This window comes from Rhodonellum psychrophilum GCM71 = DSM 17998 (genome assembly GCF_000381545.1).
Classification (GTDB): domain Bacteria; phylum Bacteroidota; class Bacteroidia; order Cytophagales; family Cyclobacteriaceae; genus Rhodonellum; species Rhodonellum psychrophilum.
The window spans coordinates 79,639-100,546 of sequence record NZ_KB906683.1; the positions used below are offsets into that span (position 1 = coordinate 79,639).

Genomic DNA, 20,908 nt, shown 5'->3' on the forward strand with positions numbered 1-20,908 from the left:
GACACTACGCTTAACGCCTGACAACTACTTGCCCCAGATATTAATCGAGTCCCTATGCATTCTATTTCCCTCTTCCTAAACCGGCAAATCAATGATAAATACACTCTCCTTCGATTTACTGAAAACCAAAAAATTCAAGACTTATAGATTTTTTCGATCATGTGACTAAAGTCATACAAACTCCCACTAGATAAAACTACCTTCAAAATTCTATTTGCACCTCTTAAAATTCCTTCCCATGCTGAAAATCAAAAAAAATATAGCCATCAGTGATTCTGGCTTTGTCTTCGACCCCGGCACGGGAGATTCCTATACATTGAACCCCACCGGATTGGAAATAATACAGTTGATCAAATCCGGGAAATCCTATGAAGAGATACTTCAGGAGATGTCAGCAAAATATGAAATGGATGGGGAATCCTTCGAAAGGTATTTTTACGACTTCACTTCTATGCTCAAGCAAATGAGACTGACCGAGAACCATGGAGAAGATTAAATTAAATGTCGCATTATCCGGCTTAAACAATATAGACAACCCCGGGCCTGGAATACCTGTCATCCGAGGATTGAGGGATTCTCTTAAAATTGATGCGAAAATCATTGGTTTGGTATACGACAACCTTGAACCCGGTCCTTACATGCATGAACTGGTGGATAAAACCTACAAGGTGCCCTACCCTTCCGATGGTGTAGAGCCACTTTTGGAAAGAATCAGGTACATCCATGAAAAGGAACACATTGATGTGCTGATCCCCAATTTTGATTCCGAGCTTTTCACGTTCATGAAATCAGAAAAGATTCTGAAAGAGATGGGCATCAGGACATTTCTCCCCACCCTTCAGCAGTTTGAGGAAAGGCATAAATCCAACCTGCCTCAATACGGAGAAAAATATGGCGTCAAAGTCCCTTACAGTGAGCCCATCGGCAGCATCATGGATTTCAAAAAAATCGAAGACAAATTCGATTATCCCGTTGTGGTAAAGGGGAAATTCTATGATGCCTATATCGCTTATGATTTCGAACAGGTAGGGATTTATTTCAATAAAATCGCAGCCAAATGGGGACTTCCCATAGTGATCCAGGAATTTGTCAGAGGCACAGAAGTAAATGTAGTGGCTCTTGGAGACGGGAATGGCAATACTGTCGGTGCAGTACCCATGCGCAAAACGTATATCACCGATAAAGGGAAAGGTTGGGGCGGAATCACGTTGGAAGACCCCGTTATGATGGATTTGACGCATAAAATCATTTTGCAGACCAAATGGAGAGGGGGTATGGAATTGGAACTTATCCGAACTTCCGCCAATGAACTCTACATGATCGAAATCAATCCGAGGTTGCCCGCATGGGTGTATCTGGCCGTTGCTGCCGGACAAAATCTACCAGAAGCACTGGTAATGCTTGCCATGGGAAAGAAGGTGAAACCTTTCACCCATTACGAAGTCGGGAAAATGTTCATCCGGTATTCCTATGACATGATCTGCGACCTGAAAGAATTTGAACAGCTCTCCACCAAAGGAGAACTTTAACCAAAAATTTTTACTTCCATGACCAAATTAATCTTTGAGAGACCCATCATACAGCAGATCAATGCCGGTCTGCCCAGCAAATACGGCATGTCTCACAAATTGGAACCCATCAGCCATATTGATAACGTTTCCATAAAATCTTTAATCGAATCTTACGGTTCTCCTTTATTCATCATCTCTGAATCCACGATCCGAAAAACATACAAGAATGCCTTCAGGGCATTCAGTTCAAGGTATCCCAAAGTCCAATTTGCCTGGTCATACAAGACCAACTACCTCAATGCCGTCTGCAATGTCTTTCATCAGGAAGGATCTTGGGCGGAGGTAGTTTCAGGCTTTGAGTACGACAAAGCTCTAAAGAATGGAGTGCCAGGCGATTTGATCATATTCAACGGTCCGGACAAGAGTCGGGAAGACTTGGCAAAATCCATCAAAAACAGTTCCCTGATCCATATCGATCATTTTGATGAATTGTATGAAATCATTTCTCTCACAAAGGAAATTGAAGTGAAACCCAAAGTTGCCATTCGTGTCAATATGGATACGGGCATTTATCCACGTTGGGACAGGTTTGGTTTCAACTATGAAAATGGAGAAGCCTGGGATGCCCTTAACCGCATAATGGCCAATAAAAAACTGGATTTATTGGGTCTGCATACCCATATCGGTACCTACATGATGAGTACTGATGCATACAAAATTGCCGCTTCCAAGTTGGCTGAGCTGGCAGTAAGACTGCAACAAAAACATGGGCATGTTCTCCAATATATTGATATGGGGGGTGGATTTGCCTCGAAAAACACCCTGAAAGGTGCATATTATCCCGGAACAGATACTACACCATCATTTGATGATTTTGCCGAGGCCATTACTTCTGCACTGATGAGCAGTGAAATCAAACCTGATAACTTGCCTTTGTTGATATTGGAAAACGGCCGTGCCCTGATTGACGATGCAGGCTACTTGGCAGGTTCGGTTCTCGCCAACAAAAGACTGGCCGATGGCAGAAGAGCTACGATTATTGATGCGGGCGTCAATATATTGTTTACCGCATTTTGGTACGAACATGACATCAGGCCTGTTGAGCCTGTTTCCGAACAGACAGAAGACACCACCATCTACGGACCATTGTGTATGAATATTGATGTCATTAGGGGGAATATCATGTTTCCTTTACTGAAAAAGGGGGACCAATATGTCATCAAAAGAGTTGGGGCTTATAACAACACCCAATGGCTACAATTCATCAGCATGAGGCCCAATGTAGTGTTGCTTGATGCAAATGGGAAACCTCATTTGATCAGAAAAAACGAAACGCTTGAAACTATCAATTCCCAGGAACTCACACCTGAGCATCTAAAAAATTTCGACCTATAAACACATTGGATAGCACCATGAAAAAACTTGCATGGTTTCCGGAAGCACTTTTCAACAGCTACGCTCAGGTTTTCTTTTCCAATAACAAATGGTTTGGAATCATCCTGTTGGTCCTGACTTTCGTGGATTTCTATGTTGGATTATATGGTCTGATTTCGGTGACAACCGCATTGTTTACCGGATATTTCATAGGCCTGTATGAACACAATATCCGGCAGGGGTATTATGGATTCAATTCCCTTCTCGTGGGTGTTGGCTTATCCATATATTTCCAACCAAGCGCACTGCTTTTGGTTTTGGTGATTATCTCAGGAATGCTGACAGTACTGCTATCGCTTTCTTTTGAGGGAATATTGGGAAAATATGGACTTCCTTTTCTGAGTTTGCCTTTTATCCTTGTTTTTTGGATCCTAAGGCTGGCTACAAGAGAGTTTGAATCCTTGGGATTAAGCGAAAGGGGCGTTTATGTTCTGAATGAATTATATCTCCTCGGAGGAAGGCATTTGGTCACGATGTATGAATGGTGGAACCAAATCCCATTTCATACTTCTCTCAAAGCCTACTTTCTTTCCATTGGCGCCATTTTCTTCCAACAAAATGTTTTTTCAGGTTTTTTCGCTTCCCTTGGGCTGTTGATTTATTCAAGGATTGGTTTTACCCTTTCCCTGTTGGGTTTTTATATCGCCTATCTATTTTACATTTTACTAGGGGTTCCTTTCTCAGAAGTGTCCTACAGTTACATCGGGTTCAATTATATCCTGACAGCCATTGCTTTGGGGGGATATTTTATCATCCCCAATAAAAGCAGCTATTTAAGCCTGCTTTTTATTATACCCATCACTGCTGTGATCGGTATTTCCCTACAGCAGGTTTTCAATCTGTTTTATTTACCGGTACACTCATTTCCATTCAATGTGACTGTTTTGTTGTTTTTATATGGCCTGAAATTCAGGGTGGACAATAGGATCGGATTGAGCACCATTTTCTGGCACCAGCAATCGCCCGAAAAAAATCTATATAACTTCCTCAGTTTCCAGGAAAGGTTTGGCAAAGGCAGTCCCTTCCCCATCTATCTGCCCTTTTTTGGGGAATGGACAGTGACCCAAGGACATAATGGAAATTACACCCACAAGGACGACTGGAAACATGCCTGGGATTTTGAAATCCAAGATGAACAGGGCAAAACCTACAAGGATGAAGGAGATTTTCCCACAGACTATTATTGCTTTGACAAAAATGTGCTGGCTCCTGCAGATGGTGTGGTCGAAACCCTAGTCAATGATATCGAAGACAACCCAATAGGAAATAGAAATCTGGACAAAAACTGGGGCAATACCTTGGTGATCAAGCATTCGGAGTTTTTATTCAGCAAACTCAGCCACTTGAAAAAAGGCTCTATATTGCCAAAAATCGGTGACAAAGTTCTTAAAGGAGAAATCATCGCCAAATCTGGTAATTCCGGAAATTCCGCCTATCCGCACCTCCATTTTCAGTTGCAAGCCACTCCTTTTATCGGTTCTAAAACCATAGATTATCCCATTTCAGATTTTTGGATGAAATATGGGAAAAAGGAAACATTGGAGGCCGTGGGCAATCCTCCCATGCAAGCCAAAGTTTCTACTTTGACTCCGAATCCACAACTGAAAAAGGCCTTTTCTTTTGTCATTGGAAACCAAATCAACTGGGAAACTGAGAACGGAAAAAAAGTCACTTGGGAGGTGAAAAGAGATTATTTGCTCAATACTTTTCTTGAATGTAAGGAGACCGGTTCCAAAGCCTTTTTCAAATTGGATGAAGGCACGCTACATTTTATCCATTTTGTTGGAAACCGAAAGTCTATGCTCTATCAATTCTATCTGGCGGCCTATAAAATCAGTTTTGGATATTCCAATAGACTCCAATTGAAAGACAGTTTCCCTGTGAATATGGCCTTCCATCCCAACAGGATATTCATTCAGGATTTTATCGCACCATTTTATCGGTACTTAAAAGGAGAATATCTCCTTACCTACCCGGATAAAGCAAGAGGGCTGGGACAACAAACCATCGAGCTTCATGGGAAGGTCATCAAGTCAGCATTTGGAAAAGAAAGAGAAACTTCCACTTTCCAATTCCTGATCAATGCTGATGGACTTCAAAGATTTCAATTCCAAAACAAACGCTTCCAAACCAAAGCCAAATGTACCGCAAGCTGATCCTATTTATCATGATATTGGGGATGGGTTTTACGCAAAAGCTCTCAGCCCAGCAAAGTCTGCCAAAGGTTGACGCCCTGACATACCAGCTTTTCCAGCAAAAAGCTTGGGACGATCTGATCAAAGAGGGCGAAATAGCCATCCAAAATGGCATCGATTATTATTATTTGAGGGTAAGAATGGGAATAGCCTATTATGAAAAAGGCAATTTCCATGAAGCTATCCGCCAAATGGAAATTGCCAGAGAAATGAACGACGGGGAAGCGTACCTTCAGGAATACCTGTATTATGCCTACTTATTTGCCGGAAGAACGGCAGACGCCAGGCTGATGGCTGAGGATTTTTCACCTGAGCTGAAAAAAAAGACCCACACCGAACAGGTGCCTTTTCTTGGGAAAATTGATTTGGCATACAACTATACCGGACAGATCGATCCTTCGATTCTTGACGGGTTTTCAGCAAAATTACCTGAAGAAATAGATGGTGCCCAGTTTATTCCAAATCAACACAATTATTATTATTTGGGTGTGGGATTAAATATCTCCCGGAGATTTTCACTGTATCAAGCTTATTCCTATCTCCAAGTCAATCATTTGGTATATAACCAGTTGGATGGCGAGCAGTTATTGGACAGTGACTATTCCTCAACATTGCATCAGTACTATGTGGCAGGAAACGTTCTTTTAACCAAAGGACTCACCCTATTGGGGGGAATCCACTACATCAGAAAGAATTTCCCTGTAACCACAGAGGTGATTGCCGGCCCACCAGGAAGACCTATAGAAAGCAGCGTGACTTCCAATGTAGGAGAAAATGATTTGGTGGGATTTTTATCGATTTACAAAAGATTCAACAGGGTAACTCTTGGCGCTTCTTATTATCGTGGCTCTCTCTCCAATTTCAGGCAAAACCAAGGCGATGCGAAAGTAATCTTCTATCCGTTTGGAAATCAAAACCTTTACACCACATCAACAATTTCATACCATCAACAGGATTTCGGAAATGGGAATACAATAAATAATTCTCTTTTCGATCAGCAAGTTGGTTTCAGGACAACTTCCTGGCTTTGGCTAGAAGGTTATGGAACAATTGGGAATATGAATAATTTCTTTATGAACGATGGCCTCTTGATTTTTAACAGGATGGACACCATCAAGCAGCGATTTGGCGGAAGATTCATCCTCCTTCCTCTCTCAAATCTGAAATTGATTCTAGACTATTCCATACTTATGAATGAAAGTGAATTTTTCCCCACATCGGGAAATGAAAGTTTCAATAAAAGGAAATACAATGTACAATCCCTTACAGGCACCCTATCATGGACATTCTAACACTCAAGTGATGAATAAAATATCAAAAAAATTCGTGAGGCTAACTTTTAGCACTAAATCCATCTTCCTGACAATAATGCTGTCCGGAACCATAAGTATGGGCACCTTTGCTCAGGACAAAATTATTGATGCATTCAAGCAGAGCTATTCACTTGAAAAAAACGAGAATTTCAAGGGTGCCATTGAATCCTTGAAAGCGGTTTATCAGACCGATTCCTACGAACTAAACCTGAGACTTGGCTGGTTGACCTATCTGGCTGGGCAGCTTCCGGAATCGGAGGATTATTATTCCAAAGCAGTTGCCTTGAAGCCTTATGCCATCGAACCCAAATTCGGATTGGTACTTCCGCTTTCGGTACAGGGGAAATGGACTGAAACAGAAGAAATCTATCAAAGAATTCTTCAGGTAGACCCACAGAATTCTTTGGTCAATTACAGACTCGGACTAATCTATTACAACAGGGGAAACTATGACAAAGCCGACCCTTATCTGGAAAAAGTAGTCAATTTATATCCCTTTGATTATGATGGGTTGATTTTATTGGCTTGGAACAAATTAAACCTACAGAAGAGCAGAGAATCAAAAGTATTGTTCCAAAAGGTACTGATGAACAATCCGGATGACCCATCAGCCCTCGAAGGTTTGAAATTGATCAAGTAATCCCTTATTTAAAAAAAAATGAAAGCTGGAAAAACCAATTTATTGCTCACAGTATTGATGACAACCCTGTTTCTTTTTGGTTTTGGCCTAAAGTATATAGGCCCATCTCCAAAAACACCTGAAATTTCGTCGGGCAAATCTGATAATCTCAAAGCTTTAAAATTATTGGATCAAAATTGCCTTTCATGTCACAATCCAGATATGACAGGAGGACATGCAAGTCGATTGGCTCCACCGATTTTCAAAGTTAGGGAGCACTATTACAGAGAAGATATTACCAAGGAGGAATTTACCGCAAGCATCCTCAATTTTGTCAAAAACCCCAGCGAAGACAAAACCAAAATGAGAGGTGCTATCAGAAACTTTGGCTTGATGCCATCGCTTGTCATCCCACAGGAAGATTTGGAATTGATCGTCAACTACATCTACGACAATGACCTTTCTTCCGAAGCATGGAAAATAGATTGGGATACATTCAAAAAAAATCAAATAAGAAACTGAAAAAAAATCGGGTCAATTATTTCACTCCCATCCTCAAAACAGATCCCAGATTCAATTCTAAATTCTAAATTCTCTAATTTCAAATTCGAAGGATAAAATGGGATAATCAGAAGTAAGATTGTGCAATAAAATTGAGACCAATCCCATTTTTGATATTAACATCCATCCCCTAGCGAAATCCTGGAGCCCGCAGGGGGAACTAAGTCTACCTTTTGGTGGCAGATTGTTTTAATCAAAAACTACCCTCTAAATTCATGATATGGCAGCAGCCGATCTGGATTTCGCGTGAAAAATAATTAGAGACTTTTTTGGGGCCTAAATAAAAAGAAACCAATTTTCCATTAATATCTTACAAGGTATGTTTTCCTTTTCTGAAAAGGCAAGGGATACAACCTTGAGTACCAGCTGAAAAAACTATATTTACCTTCCTTTTATTTAATTCAAAATTTGCATGAAAACCTTCATTACCTTTATTATTGCCTTTTTCATTTCACTTCCCTCTTTTTCCCAAAAACAGAAAGTTTGGCTTGATTCGGACACTGGAAACGAGATGGATGACCTTTATGCAATTGTAAGATTGCTGAAAACACCTGATGTTGAGGTGGTCGGTTTAAGTTCAGCGCATTTCAACAATCCTGATCTATTGGTTTTTGAAAAATGGAACGCCTATGATACCAAAGGATTCAATTCGGTAAAAGAAAGTCAAAGGCTGAATGAATTGATTCTTCAGACCATGGGATTGACAAATATCCCCCATCCCATTGGAGCTGACAGACAAATCGGCAGGGCATGGGGAGGCCAGGAACCTAGGGACTCTCCAGCAGCCAGGGGAATCATTGAATCTGTCAAATCGTTGCCTGAGGGTGAAAAATTGGACATCTTGCTCTTGGGCGCATTGACAAATGTTGCCTCTGCCATTCTTTTATCACCTGATATTCTGCCAAAAATCCGTGTTTATTGCCTGGGAGCAAATTACAACCAAACCACCAGAGCGTGGAGCAAAAATGAATTTAATATCAGAAATGATTTAAATGCTTTTGATTATTTATTGGATTTAAAAGATCTGGATTTGATTATTATGCCCTTAGAAACCTCCCGTCCCTTACAATTTGACAGGGATGTCTCCTATGAAAAGACTGACGATGCTGTTCCGATCGAAAAAATACTCGCTGACCGCTGGCGTGAACAAAATCCGCAGGATAAAACCAGGGTGATGTGGGATTTGGCTTTGGTGCAGGCTTATTTGCTGCCCCAACATTCAGAGATCCTAATGGTGAATTCCCCCCCTGAAAACAAAACCTTTACGGTTAAAATCTACTCAAAAATTGATAAAGAGGCCATGGAGAATGATTTTTGGGAGGTGCTGAAAAGGAAATAGGAAGCATTTAAATTAATTCTCGTAAAATTTAGGCCATTCCTCAAAAATTCTCAGCGATTCTTTTCCCCACTGGTTGAAGTTTCTACTACATCTAAATATTTGCGGTTTCACCTAAGAAACCTTCACGCAAAAAACCATTTGAAATGGCTCTGGAAAGAACGAATCATTACTTCAACTGAAGATTCCTCCTCCTCGAATTTTAAAAATTCAATATGAGTAAAAATGGGATGCGATATAGGTTGGTAATGAAAAGGCTAAAGCAACTTTTGATATTCACTGTCATCCCAATCGAAATTCAAGATCCCGAAAAGGGGCGTAACCCATATCTTAGTAGAATCAAACAATTTCGGAGGATTCAAAGGGGCATAGCCCTGACATCTTTTCAATCGATTCCATATCACAACATAGTCGCTTTCGGAGGAATGAACAACACTCCACCGTTAGGGGTATTGTCCACTGGAAAATTATGAATTACTTTTGAAGGGTTAATCAGAATAAGTAAAAGAAGCAGGAACTTTAGTACATGCTTCCAAAAACTTGAAAACAATGAAACAAAGACTACTGCTCACCTTCTTGCTGACCCTGATTTTTTGGGGCCAAACTTATGCCCAAGAAAAGATGGACACCCCCTTCAAATTCATTAAAATTGGTGGGGTCAATGTCTTTGGAAAATCCATAGACAACCAAACCCGCTGTGTACATTGGCATTCACAATTGGATATCATTGCGATCAAATTCAAATGTTGTGATAAATATTACCCGTGTTTTTCCTGCCACGAAGAAGAGGCGGATCACGAACATGAAGTATGGCCACAATCGGAATTTGACGAAAAAGCCATCCTCTGTGGCGCTTGCGGCAAGGAGATGAGTATCAAGGATTATATGACCTCAGACAACACCTGCCCACATTGCACAGCCAGTTTCAATCCTGGCTGTAGCAACCATTACCACTTGTATTTTGAGACCAAGGAAATCAAAACCAAGCCGCCAACTGGAGATTAACCCGGCTGGGTGTTTTTACTACACCCAAATATTTCCTTTTTCAGTACTGGGTGTAGTTTCGACTACACCCAAATATTGGTGGCTTCACGATGGAAAGCTTCACGCAATAGGCCATTTCTAATGGCAAAGGCAAAAACGAACGCCAGCTTCAACCGAATGTTCTTGCGAACCGAATTACAAATTCGAAGGAAACGAAGGTGTAGTCGAAACTACACCTAGCGTACTGGGTGTAGTTTCGACTAATCCCAAATATTGGTGATTTACCAATGGAAAGCTTCACGTAACAAGCCATTTCTAATGGCAAAAACTAAAACGAATACCGGATTCAATTGAACGTTCTTGCGACTCGAATTACAAATTCGATAAATAGGAAGGAGTAGTAGAAACTACACCTAGCGACGCCGCAGGGTGTAGTTTCGACTAATCCCAAATATTGGTGATTTACCAATGGAAAGCTTCACGCAATTAGCCATTTCCAATGGCTAAGGCAAAAATGAATACCGGATTAAATTGAACGTTCTTGCTACTCGAATTGCAAATTCGAAGGATAGAAAGGCGTAGTGGAAACTACGCCTAGCGCACTGGGTGTAGTTTCGACTACACCCAAATATTGGTGATTTACCAATGGAATGCTTGACGCAATAAGCCATTTTCAATGGCAAAAACTAAAACGAATACCGGATTCAACTGAACGATCTTGCTACTCGAATTATAAATCCGAAGAATAGGAAATCGGGAAGGCGTAGTGGACAATAAGCTTAGCCTTGTTCATATTGATGAATAAAACAGGTCACAAATCAATAGAAATCAATTTCGATCAATCCTGATAAGCCCGAATAATTCCGGGCACTTGAATAAAGATAATCTTCTGGGGATTCGACCCAACCGGCACGGACGGGGTTTTCATGGATATATTTTAATCGACTTTCCAACACCTCAGCCCTGTACAATTCAACAGCATGATTTTCATGTGTCCAAAATTGCTTTAATCCACTTCTTTTGTTGAATTTGGCATGGTAGCCAAAAATCATTTCCAACCATTCCTTTCGACTTTCCTGAGGATTTTCTTTTACAGCTTTCAATAAACTCTTACTTGTAAATTTCTTGAAATCCCTGACTAGACCAGACAAATCCCCATTTTTTTGTTGAATGATAAGATGTAAATGATTGGTCATAATAACGTAACCAAATAGGTACATTCCCTTTTCCTTTCTACAATAATTCAGGCTTTCAAGTATAATGTCTCGATAACATTTTCTTGAAAAAACATCCGCCCAACCCACAACTTGAAAGGTTAAAAAATAAGGCGTTTCCTGATCACGGATTTGATACGCTTCCCCCATAACTTTAATTACGTAAAAAATACTCGAATTACAAATTCCAAAAATAGGAAGGCGTAGTGGAATACCACGCCTAGCGTACAGGGTGTATTTTCTACTACACCCAAATATTGGTGATTTTCCAATGGAAAGCTTCACGTAACAAGCCATTTCTAATGGCAAAAACTAAAACGAATACCGGATTCAATTGAACGGTCTTGCTACTCGAATTACAAATTCGAAGGATAGGAAAGCGTAGTGGAATACTACGCCTAGCGACGCCGCTGGGTGTAGTTTCGACTACACCCAAATATTGGTAATTTCCCAATGGAAAGCTTTTCGCAATAAGCCATTTTCAATGGCAAAGGCAAAAACGAATACCGGATTAAATTGAACGGTCTTACGACTCGAATTGCAAATTCGAAGGATAGGAAGGCGTAGTCGAAACTACGCCTAGTGCCAGACACTACGCTTAGCACTCTCGCTGGGTGTAGTTTCTACTACACCCAAATATTGGTGATTTCCCAATGGAAAGCTTTTCGCAATAAGCCATTTCTAATGGCAAAAACTAAAACGAATACCGGATTCAATTGAACGTTCTTACGACTCGAATTGCAAATTCGAAGGATAGAAAGGCGTAGTGGAAACTACGCCTAGCGCACTGGGTGTAGTTTCCACTACACCCAAATATTGGTGATTTCCCAATGGAAAGCTTTTCGCAATAAGCCATTTCTAATGGTAAAAACTAAAACGAATACCGGTTTCAATTGAGCGTTCTTGCTACTCGAATTGCAAATTCGATAAATAGGAAGGCGTAGTAAAAACTACGCCTAGCACGGTGTAGTTTCTACTACAACCCAAATATCGGTCGCTTCGCTATGGAAAGCTTAAATCAATTGGATTATCCTCCCGTAACCGACAAATCAATGATAAATGTACTCCCCTTCCCAACCGTTGATTCGACCTTCAAATCTCCTCCCTGGGCTTTCACGATGTCGTAGCTCAGGGACAATCCCAAACCGGTACCTTGGCCGGTGGGTTTGGTGGTGAAAAAGGGTTGGAAGATCTTGTCCTTGATGTCCTCGGGAATGCCGGGTCCATTGTCTGAGATCGCAATCCGAATGCTCTGCCCAAGGTTCTTGGTGCTCACGGTGACCATCGGCTTGGAAGCCTCCGTAGCAGGCAGAGTCAAACTTTCCCCAACCGCAATCTCTGTGGGGCTTTTTTGACCGCAGGCGTAAAAAGCATTGTTGATGATGTTCAACAACAGCCTTCCAAAATCCTGCGGCACAACTTTTATTTTTGGCAAACTCGGATCAAAATCAGTCTGAAAGTTTAACTGGACCGACTTGTCCTTGGCCAGAAGACCATGGTAAGCCAATCGCAGGTATTCATCCGCAAGGGCATTGATGTCCGTCAGCACCTTTTCTCCGGTTCGGGTGCGGCTGTGTTCCAGCATTCCCCTGACGATGGCTCCGGCACGATTGCCATGGTGGTTGATTTTCTTCAGGTTTTGGATCAGGTCATTGGCAATTTCCTTGGCTTCCGCCCATTTGCCTTTGTCTATCTCTTCATTCATTTCCTCCGCCAACTCGGCGCTTACCTCACTGAAATTGTTGACAAAGTTCAGTGGATTTTGGATTTCATGGGCGATGCCTGCAGTGAGTTCACCGAGGGATGCCATTTTTTCGGATTGGATAAGTTTGGATTGGGCAGATTTCAGGTCTGCATAGGCTTTCTCGATCTCCTTGGTCCGTTCGAGGACTTTCTCTTCCAGGTTTCCGTAAAGAATCGCATTTTCGATGGAAATGCCGATTTGCCCCAGCAGCATCTTTAAAATCTCGATCCTGTTTTTGTTGAAAACGCCTTTGATCAGGGTATTTTCAAAATAAAGCATCCCGATCATTTTGCCTACGGCAAAAATCGGAAGACACATCACCGACGATAGCTTGTTTTCCTGAACATAAGCATCCGAACCAAAGCGTGGCTCGCGCAAGGCATCGTCCACGACAATATTATCTTCCGTTCGCCAGCAATAGTTCAGGATGGATTCAGGAAGGGTCTTCAATTCGGATAGGGGCACCGAAGGTAAAATATCGATCCGCTCCGAACCGGAAATCCCGATGGCTTCAACACAGAGTTGATTTCCCTTGATCCTTAACAAACACCCTCTTTCCGCTCCGGCATTTTCAATGGTGATGTGCATCAGTTTCTTGAGCAAATCTTCGTATTTCACCTGGCTGGCAATGCTTTGCGAAGCTTTCAAGACAGAGGCAAGATCCAGTGCTGTTTTGCTGGAACTGCCAGTCGTCTGGAAACCGATCGCCCTCCCTTCTAATTCCTCAGGAAGTGATCTTGATTTCAACAATTCAGGATAGGAGACTTCCAATTGCAAGCATTTTGCGTGGGCGCCCCATCGTGCATAGACATCCCAGGCTTCCTCCATATAGTTCCTGCTTTGTTTGCCCATTTGGTTTTTTGCAGCAAGTATTGCCGCCCTTTCATTGGCAATGGCCTCCACATGGGTAAACTTATTTTGGGCTGCCATTTGTATAGATCGCTCGTAGGATAGCTGTGCTTTCCCAAATTGATTGGCCATTGCATACCCTTCTGCCTCGAGCAATTGGGCATGCTGACCGAAATTTTCTGGACAACCGGTTTCCCAGTGCTTCATGTCTTTCAGGTATTTTTTGAAAACCTTCAATTGCTGTTTTTGCTCCACCTCATCCAACTCCTCGTAACAAGCAGCGATGGAAAGGGCCGTATAAAAAGCATGTGAAAACTCCTGCAAATCCCCCAGAAAATTGTCTGCATATTCAGCCACCACCTGGCTTTCGGCAAGGGCTTCCCGGTATTTCCCCTGACAATACAGCAAGGTACAATGGGCGGAGTGAAAGAAGGAGAGTTTGGTTTTGTTCCCCTCATTCTGCAGCCGATTCAAGGTTTCTGCACCGGAAAAGGAGTCATCATCCCAACTGTCGGCGTAAGTCTGCCCATTCATCGCCTTGGCAAACTGGTAGAAGCATTCGAAAAAATCCAAACCACCTTTGACATGTTTGATGAGGTTCTTATGGTCTTCGGATTTGTCCAAAATCTCCTTCAGGTTTTCACCTGCGGCCACCATGGACCTGGTGTACAAGGCGATGGTGTAGCTGGTGAATATCTGGTCTCCATTCAGCACACAAGCCTTGATGGTTTCCAGGATGGAATTGTGGCCTTCCCGAATCGGTCTTCGCCAGTGATTGTGAAAACAGAGAACGGTATAATTCAGGCGCCACTTGATAAGCGGAGACTTGGTCCGGTGATGCAATTTTATGGTGATGTCCCAGAGATTGAATCCTTTTTTTTGCATTTTCAGGGCAGAAAGGACGACCACTGAAAACCCCGAAAACCCCCAACCGCTGGCATCCGTGAAGCCCATCTTGATGTAATATTTGATAATCTTGAAAATCACGAGCATCATCAAATTTTGATCCTGCTGATAGGCACTGGTGGCCAGGTCGATCAGGAATTTGTTGAGTGCTATGATTTCTTCATCCGTACATTCCTTGAGGTGAAAAAGGCTTTCGGGATTTTTGTATTTGGTGGAAAACAGAAAGAGATACTTCGCCATCGTCACCATGGCTTGGATTTGGATCGCTTTTTTGTTTTTTGGAAAATGGATGTTGTACAATTTTGCAGCTTCCAAGCCAAGGCGCAGGGATTCGGAAGTATTCCCGATTTTGAGATAGAGGGAAGAGTGGATGTAATAGACCTTTAGCTTTTCGAAGTTGGTCTTTGATTTTCTCAAAATCTCCCTGAAGTATACCTCTGCTTGATCCGGATTGTTGTTCAGGTATTCACATTCTCCCAATTCAATCCACACATTGTAAGTCAATGCATGGTTTTCTGACCAAGCGTCGCTGCCAAGCAGGTTTTTGGCCAGGCTCAAAAAATTGACCGCCAGGTTATAGGAGGTGGAATCTTTGGCTTTTTTCCCGGCAATCCAGCAGAGTTCCGCAATTTTCAGCTTTTCGTCCCTGGATTCAATGAGGTGCGCACTCAAAACAAAGTGATTCATCACCTCAAAAATATCATCATTCAATTGGGTACGGTCGCGGCTTTGCAGGAGCAGGCGGCCGATTTTGAGATGTAGGAAGATTCGCTCGGAGGCAGAAATCAGGTTGTAGGCGGCCTGCTGAACTTTATCATGGGTGAATTTGAATTGAAAGTTTTTGTCTTCAAGATTGTTTTCGATTTCATTCTCGACTTGCAGGGATTTCAAGGCGAGTGCCCGGTAATTCGTGTCCGTAGAATTGATGAAACCACCCTTAATGGCTGGCTTCAAGTCGGCAAAGACCTTGACTTCGGACTTGCCGATCATATTGGAGAGATCCGAAAAATTGAAGGTATTTCCCAACACGGCGGCATATTGCAACACCTCTCGGGTGAAAGTGGGGAGTTCGGCCAAACCTTCAGTCATCAGGTCAATCACATTGTCCGTATATCCAAGATTGTTGATCTCCATTTGGTCCCAAACCCAGTTTTTTTCAGGGTCCTTTTTCACCAATTTTTTGTCAAAAAGGGATTTCAAAAAGCTGTGGATAAAAAAAGGATTTCCCTTGGTCTTGGTGAAAACCTGCTGACCCAATTCCTCGGCCTGATCTTTTTTCATCCCAAAGGAATCTGCTGCAATCTGGATGGTAGTTTCCAGGTTCAAAGGTCGTAGGTAAATGGATTTCACAAAACCATTGGCTGCTGAAATTTGATTGAGGGTAATGAGGAGCGGATGGCCCTGCTCGACCTCATTGTCTCGATAGGAACCCATGATCAGAATACTGTCCCTGCGCGGATTTTCCATAATTCTTTTGACCAAGTTTAGGGAAGGCAAATCGGCCCACTGAAGATCGTCGAGAAAGATGACCAATGGACTTTCGGCTGTACTGAAGATATAGATAAAATCCAGCAGCACCATGTTGAACCTCGATTCCTGCTCCGCCGGCTGGAGCTTCACAACTGGTGGCTGCTTGTCGATGATCCTGGCTAGCTGGGGAATGACCTCGATGATCAGTGCGGCATTCTCCCCCAGCACCTGAGATATCCTTTGTTTCCACTCCCGGATTTTCTCTTCAGGCTCTGCAAGGAGGTTTTGGATAAATTCTCTGATCGCCTCGATAAAGGCTGAATATGGGATTTCCTTATTGAACTGATCGAATTTCCCACTGATAAATGTCCCTCGGTTTTGGATAATCGGAAACTTGATGTACCGGATCAGCGCGGATTTCCCCACACCGGAATACCCCGCCACCAAGACCAGCATCGATTTCACCTGCTGCAAGCGGTCGTAGTGGCCCAACAATTCCTTGATTTCATTCTCCCTCCCATACAATTTCTGGCTTTGTTGGTATTGTTCGGAGATGTCGGCAGCTCCCGCCTTGAAGTCGATGAGGGGTTCTTTGGAATTGTAGTGCTTTTTCAAGATTTGCAAATCGGCCTTGAGACCGGCAGCACTTTGGTAGCGTTCGTCAGGATTCTTCTCCAATAATTTCGCCACCACCTGATCAAAACCCTTGGGCAAATCCGGTAAAGCCGAAGCCAAGGGAAGCGGTTTTCTGGACAGGTGAAAATGAATGACCTCAAGCGGATCGATCGAATCGAATGGCGTTTTGCCCGCCAGCAATTCGTATAGCAAGATCCCCATGGAATAAAAATCCGAGCTATGGGTCACCGAATATGCTGTCCTTCCCGTTTGTTCGGGCGAAATATAATTGAGGGTTCCCTCTATCCTATCGATGTTTAGGATCTCCTTTTTCTCCGAATGAAGATTGGAAGAAATCCCAAAATCGAGCAATTTCAGACTTCCGTCTCGGCTTACCATGACATTTCCAGGATTGATGTCCTTGTGGATGACGCCTTGCAGGTGCAAATAATGAAGGATGTCCGCGAGTTGGATGGCAAAATCCAAGACTTCATTGTAGGTCAATTTATTCTTGAAAATCACGTTTCTGAGATCCATCCCCTCTACATACTCCTGGACGAGAGCGGCGGATTTGCCATCATACAAAAAATCAAAAACCAAAGGCAAGCCTTTATGGCTGAGCCCTTTCAAGATATGGTATTCGTGCCCGAGTTGTGAAATCCTCAAAAAATCCGTTTTGGATGAATCGGATTTTTTAATAATCACCTTCCTGTCGTCAGCAATGCGATTGGCCAGAATAATCTCATTCAGTTCATTTTTCACAAGTGATTTAATGACCAAATAATCTTTGTAGAGGCTGTTTTGCGCTGACGGATTCATGATTAACTTTTCTTTAAAGAGAGAATTCCATAGAACCAAAGGTTGTTTTCAAGGGCTTCGTACTGTTTGATCGAGCTGTAATGGTTCCCATGGTTGATGTTGTTGCGAAGGCCGATTTTTTTGAGGAATGTCCCGAATTTCCAAAGCTTGCTCGACATCGAATGCAAATGCCTGAGCGAGGGCTTGGTGAATTGGGTGACGTCTTCTGCCTTGAATTCCACAAATCCACATTCCTGGGCATGGCTTTGATGTTCCTGAATGGTGTCGATGTCGTGGATCGACCAGCCATTGAGCCATGCATGCAGCAGTTTCTCTCCCTCAGGGGCCAATGGTCTTTCGGTCCTGAAATAATCCGCGCAAACCAATCGACCACCGGGCTTCAACAAGCGAAACGCCTCTTTGTAGAAATTCACCTTTTCGCTTGCATGGCACATGCTTTCGCAAGCCCAAATCACGGAAAACGATTCATCTTCAAAATCGGTGAGGGTATAGTCTTGTTCGGAAAACGTCACCCGGTGAGCGACTCCGTTTTTCAAGGCGTTCTTCTTTGCCTTTTTTACCTGATGGGGTACCAGCGTGATCCCAGAAACCTGGACATCATAGTTTTCGGCCAACCAAACCGAACTTCCACCTTGACCGCAACCTGCATCCAGAATGATGTCTCCATCCCGGACTCCTCCTTTCTGCGCCAAGACTTTGTTTAGGTTTAGGAGGGCTTCATCGTGCGTTTTTACTTCTTGGTCATAATAACCGAAATGGACGGATCTGTTTTTTTTCCCAAACCATAAAATCCTGTAATCCAACTGGGTAGCATCGTAATAATTTACAATTGATTTTCTGTATTCCCTATCCATTTATCTTATTTTCAAGTTAAAGACCAAATTTCCTTCAGGTTTTCCGGAATCCTGAACCCGGATTGCTTTCCTTTTCTAAAATGAAGCGACAATATCCCCACCATAATACCCCCGAATTTTTTCATGGATTCCAAAATCATATCCTCTTCGAGTTTTTCCACTGGTTTTCCTGTGGTCTTATGATGAAGAATAGTGTGCAAAAAATCAATGTGGTGATCGATCAGGTGTTTTTTGTCGGGTGAACTTCCAAACAATCCCTTGATCCAAAGGATGAGTTTTTGGATAAATCCCAATTTTGGTTTTGCATCGGGTTTGTCTTTTAGGATGCCATCCCTTTTTTCTTTGATGGTAGAATAATACGCCCCTAAGTGCTTGTGAAAATGTCCCCTCAAAACTTCCTCATGCTGCGCTCTTTCCTCATGTGTTTCGGGTTTTGCGAAAATCTCCGGATAATCCCTACGGTAGGTCGGTCCTAACATCCTTTCAAAACAATCCGAGAATTGTTCGTCAGCCAAAAGTTTTCTCATCATGAGTAGGATCAGCGGGGTAGGAAAATGAAAATGATGCAGGGTCTTGACCAAGGCTTCGGTTAGGAGAATCCCCGCCACGGTTTCATCCTTGAACAAATGGCCGTACACTTTGTGCTGCAAGTCCCATGCATCCGCTACATTTTCGGTGATTAGATCCTCCTGAACACCCATTATTTTACCGATGGTTTTCCAGGTGTGGAACCAGGCCTCCTGTTCTTCCTGGGTCAACTCCTCCCCCATCATGGCCATTCCCTTAAAAAATTCAAGAGAAAAAACCTGGTTGGTGGCAATGAGATCTTCCTGGCTGATCGGATTGCCCCAGACAGGATTCCATTTCTCTCCATCTCTGCTATTCAGGAGGGCATGCCGCATGGCCGCATGCATGATCCTGATTTTCAGCGCGGTCAAAATCCCCCGCTTGTGGGGTTTCCACCAATCCTTGTCCATCACGTCAAAAACGAATTGGGCGGTTTCAAAAATCCGGCGTTCTGGATGCTCCGTGAGCAATTTTGTCATCTTGAGAACATTGGCGGGTTTTTCGGCCATGTAGGTATAGGGCAAGGCCCTGAAAAACAGAATGAAGATGAAATTCATCCCGTGTTTTTTCCAGATATGATGCGTCTGTTCAAACATCTTGATGTCATGAGGGGTAAAAGCAAGCGTTAACTCGCTCTTGACAAGATCCTGCATGGGCTGGGGATACGCACTGGAAATGGCACTGTCATTTTCTGCCATTTGGATCAATATTTCCCGCAAATGATTCATCGAATGGGATTCAAAAACCGCCTGTACCGCATCGTCTGCAGGTTGGTCCATCACCTTCCGCAAGGATTCCAAATCAATTCCATTCCATTCAAATTCCGTAGAGTTGTTTTCCATTTCCTTTCCTATTTAAATATCAGATTCATTTAAGGCCATCAATGCATTCGAAGTATATCCATGAGGTATTTAAACCCCATTCTTTTTCATTTTCAAGTACCATTTAACCCTGTTTAAAACCAACATTCCAAAATGAAAAGCCTATTTTCGAAATAGGCTTGGGTGATCGACAGTGGTCTCTTTCTCTTTGGAATTTTCAGGTAGGAATCGGTCCATTGTATCTCTCATGGGGAATCAAGCATCTAGATTTGAACTTATCACGGCATTCAATTCTGATTTCAGGCTATCAAAATCGATGGGTTTGGTAAAAAACTGTTTGGCTCCGGACTTGATCGCCCGGTTGTAATTATCGCTGTCGCCATAGGCCGAGATCATGCTCACCTTGATTTGGGGATACCGGGATTTGACGATATCCAAAAGTTCGAGCCCAGACATTCCTGGCATATTGATATCCGAAAAAATGTACATGACTTCCGGAGGTTTTTTGCTGTCCAGCATTTCCAATGCTTCCATTGCCGAAAAGGCGAATTCCAGCTCAATGGAACCACTGCGGATTTCCTTTCGGAGTTTTTGCCGAAATAACATTTCCACATCCCTTTCATCGTCAACGATTAAGAATTTCATGCTGCTGTTTTTTGAATCAGTGTTTTGGTCCGGTTGCGTCCAATGTTCCATAAATCGATCTCAAAAATCCAGGATTAAGGAATTTGAGGAACTCAACCCAGCATCCAACTTCTATTTTTTGAGATGCTCAAAGGCTTCTTATTTCCCCCTTTTATTTGCGCTATCTTATAGGTAGCTGAACATTTGTGTACGACCTGCCAATTAGGTATTTAAGTTCACTTATTTAAGTATATAAAGCAATTTTTAGGGTAAAAATTATTGGCAAATCCCCATTAAACCCATTTTACACATTGCCAATCCCATTCCCGACGGAATTTCTTAATAAGCAGGCTTTGCATTCAGTCTTTGACTTCACCATATCGGTACGCTTCCTTTTACTTCAATATTCTGATTTTCTGGCCGATTCAAGCCTTATTACGATATGGATTGCCTATTCCGGGTAAAAATAAAA

Annotated in this window: 14 protein-coding genes; 9 read left to right on the plus strand and 5 right to left on the minus strand. The window is 42.6% G+C overall.

All coding sequences use genetic code 11. The features are described from left to right. Nucleotides 1-238: 238 nt before the first annotated feature. The 9 genes from F824_RS0116095 to F824_RS26045 all read left to right on the plus strand — a co-directional run bounded on the left by F824_RS0116095 (nt 239) and on the right by F824_RS26045 (nt 9,974). The gene (locus F824_RS0116095) at nt 239-496 is read left to right on the plus strand and encodes an HPr-rel-A system PqqD family peptide chaperone (RefSeq protein WP_019598953.1); all 258 of its coding nucleotides are present in this window, start codon (nt 239-241) and stop codon (nt 494-496) included. Further along, nucleotides 483-1,529: an ATP-grasp domain-containing protein gene (locus F824_RS0116100; RefSeq protein ID WP_019598954.1), complete on the plus strand. Its 1,047-nt coding sequence runs from the start codon at nt 483-485 to the stop codon at nt 1,527-1,529. The genes F824_RS0116095 and F824_RS0116100 overlap by 14 nt, the downstream gene beginning before the upstream one ends. Nucleotides 1,530-1,547: 18 nt before the next feature. Beyond that, the gene (locus tag F824_RS0116105; RefSeq protein WP_019598955.1) at nt 1,548-2,906 is read left to right on the plus strand and encodes a type III PLP-dependent enzyme domain-containing protein; all 1,359 of its coding nucleotides are present in this window, start codon (nt 1,548-1,550) and stop codon (nt 2,904-2,906) included. Between the two features lie 17 nt (nt 2,907-2,923). After that, nucleotides 2,924-5,101: an urea transporter gene (locus F824_RS0116110; RefSeq protein ID WP_019598956.1), complete on the plus strand. Its 2,178-nt coding sequence runs from the start codon at nt 2,924-2,926 to the stop codon at nt 5,099-5,101. Continuing rightward, nucleotides 5,086-6,432 (plus strand): tetratricopeptide repeat protein, encoded by a 1,347-nt coding sequence (locus tag F824_RS0116115; RefSeq protein ID WP_019598957.1) that lies wholly within the window; start codon nt 5,086-5,088, stop codon nt 6,430-6,432. The genes F824_RS0116110 and F824_RS0116115 overlap by 16 nt, the downstream gene beginning before the upstream one ends. A gap of 10 nt (nt 6,433-6,442) precedes the next feature. Then, nucleotides 6,443-7,093 (plus strand): tetratricopeptide repeat protein, encoded by a 651-nt coding sequence (locus F824_RS0116120; protein ID WP_051107570.1) that lies wholly within the window; start codon nt 6,443-6,445, stop codon nt 7,091-7,093. Nucleotides 7,094-7,111: 18 nt separating this feature from the next. Then, nucleotides 7,112-7,594 (plus strand): c-type cytochrome, encoded by a 483-nt coding sequence (locus F824_RS0116125; protein ID WP_019598959.1) that lies wholly within the window; start codon nt 7,112-7,114, stop codon nt 7,592-7,594. Between the two features lie 451 nt (nt 7,595-8,045). After that, nucleotides 8,046-8,972: a nucleoside hydrolase gene (locus tag F824_RS0116130; RefSeq protein WP_019598960.1), complete on the plus strand. Its 927-nt coding sequence runs from the start codon at nt 8,046-8,048 to the stop codon at nt 8,970-8,972. Nucleotides 8,973-9,518: 546 nt separating this feature from the next. Next, nucleotides 9,519-9,974 (plus strand): CHY zinc finger protein, encoded by a 456-nt coding sequence (locus F824_RS26045; RefSeq protein ID WP_019598962.1) that lies wholly within the window; start codon nt 9,519-9,521, stop codon nt 9,972-9,974. 797 nt (nt 9,975-10,771) lie between these two features. On the opposite strand, the gene F824_RS0116145 is transcribed toward F824_RS26045, so the two are convergent. The 5 genes from F824_RS0116145 to F824_RS0116165 form a co-directional block, all read right to left on the minus strand. Continuing rightward, nucleotides 10,772-11,452, minus strand: a complete 681-nt coding sequence (locus F824_RS0116145) for an REP-associated tyrosine transposase (RefSeq protein ID WP_236613278.1) — start codon at nt 11,450-11,452, stop codon at nt 10,772-10,774. A gap of 742 nt (nt 11,453-12,194) precedes the next feature. Then, nucleotides 12,195-17,570 carry an ATP-binding sensor histidine kinase gene (locus F824_RS0116150; RefSeq protein ID WP_019598964.1) on the minus strand — a complete coding sequence of 1,792 codons (5,376 nt, stop codon included), beginning with the start codon at nt 17,568-17,570 and terminating at the stop codon, nt 12,195-12,197. A gap of 2 nt (nt 17,571-17,572) precedes the next feature. Continuing rightward, nucleotides 17,573-18,424, minus strand: coding sequence for an SAM-dependent methyltransferase (locus F824_RS26050; RefSeq protein WP_019598965.1), 852 nt, complete (start codon nt 18,422-18,424; stop codon nt 17,573-17,575). 11 nt (nt 18,425-18,435) lie between these two features. Then, complete coding sequence (locus F824_RS0116160) at nt 18,436-19,833, minus strand: oxygenase MpaB family protein (RefSeq protein WP_019598966.1); 1,398 nt, start codon at nt 19,831-19,833, stop codon at nt 18,436-18,438. A gap of 234 nt (nt 19,834-20,067) precedes the next feature. Further along, nucleotides 20,068-20,457, minus strand: a complete 390-nt coding sequence (locus F824_RS0116165) for a response regulator (protein ID WP_026333757.1) — start codon at nt 20,455-20,457, stop codon at nt 20,068-20,070. Nucleotides 20,458-20,908: the final 451 nt, after the last annotated feature.

Coding starts and splice junctions, on each gene's coding strand:
- F824_RS0116095 (WP_019598953.1), top strand. CDS start 239: ATGCTGAAAATCAAAAAAAATATAGCCATCAGTGATTCTGGCTTTGTC.
- F824_RS0116100 (WP_019598954.1), top strand. CDS start 483: ATGGAGAAGATTAAATTAAATGTCGCATTATCCGGCTTAAACAATATA.
- F824_RS0116105 (WP_019598955.1), top strand. CDS start 1,548: ATGACCAAATTAATCTTTGAGAGACCCATCATACAGCAGATCAATGCC.
- F824_RS0116110 (WP_019598956.1), top strand. CDS start 2,924: ATGAAAAAACTTGCATGGTTTCCGGAAGCACTTTTCAACAGCTACGCT.
- F824_RS0116115 (WP_019598957.1), top strand. CDS start 5,086: ATGTACCGCAAGCTGATCCTATTTATCATGATATTGGGGATGGGTTTT.
- F824_RS0116120 (WP_051107570.1), top strand. CDS start 6,443: ATGAATAAAATATCAAAAAAATTCGTGAGGCTAACTTTTAGCACTAAA.
- F824_RS0116125 (WP_019598959.1), top strand. CDS start 7,112: ATGAAAGCTGGAAAAACCAATTTATTGCTCACAGTATTGATGACAACC.
- F824_RS0116130 (WP_019598960.1), top strand. CDS start 8,046: ATGAAAACCTTCATTACCTTTATTATTGCCTTTTTCATTTCACTTCCC.
- F824_RS26045 (WP_019598962.1), top strand. CDS start 9,519: ATGAAACAAAGACTACTGCTCACCTTCTTGCTGACCCTGATTTTTTGG.
- F824_RS0116150 (WP_019598964.1), bottom strand. CDS start 17,570: ATGAATCCGTCAGCGCAAAACAGCCTCTACAAAGATTATTTGGTCATT.
- F824_RS26050 (WP_019598965.1), bottom strand. CDS start 18,424: ATGGATAGGGAATACAGAAAATCAATTGTAAATTATTACGATGCTACC.
- F824_RS0116160 (WP_019598966.1), bottom strand. CDS start 19,833: ATGGAAAACAACTCTACGGAATTTGAATGGAATGGAATTGATTTGGAA.
- F824_RS0116165 (WP_026333757.1), bottom strand. CDS start 20,457: ATGAAATTCTTAATCGTTGACGATGAAAGGGATGTGGAAATGTTATTT.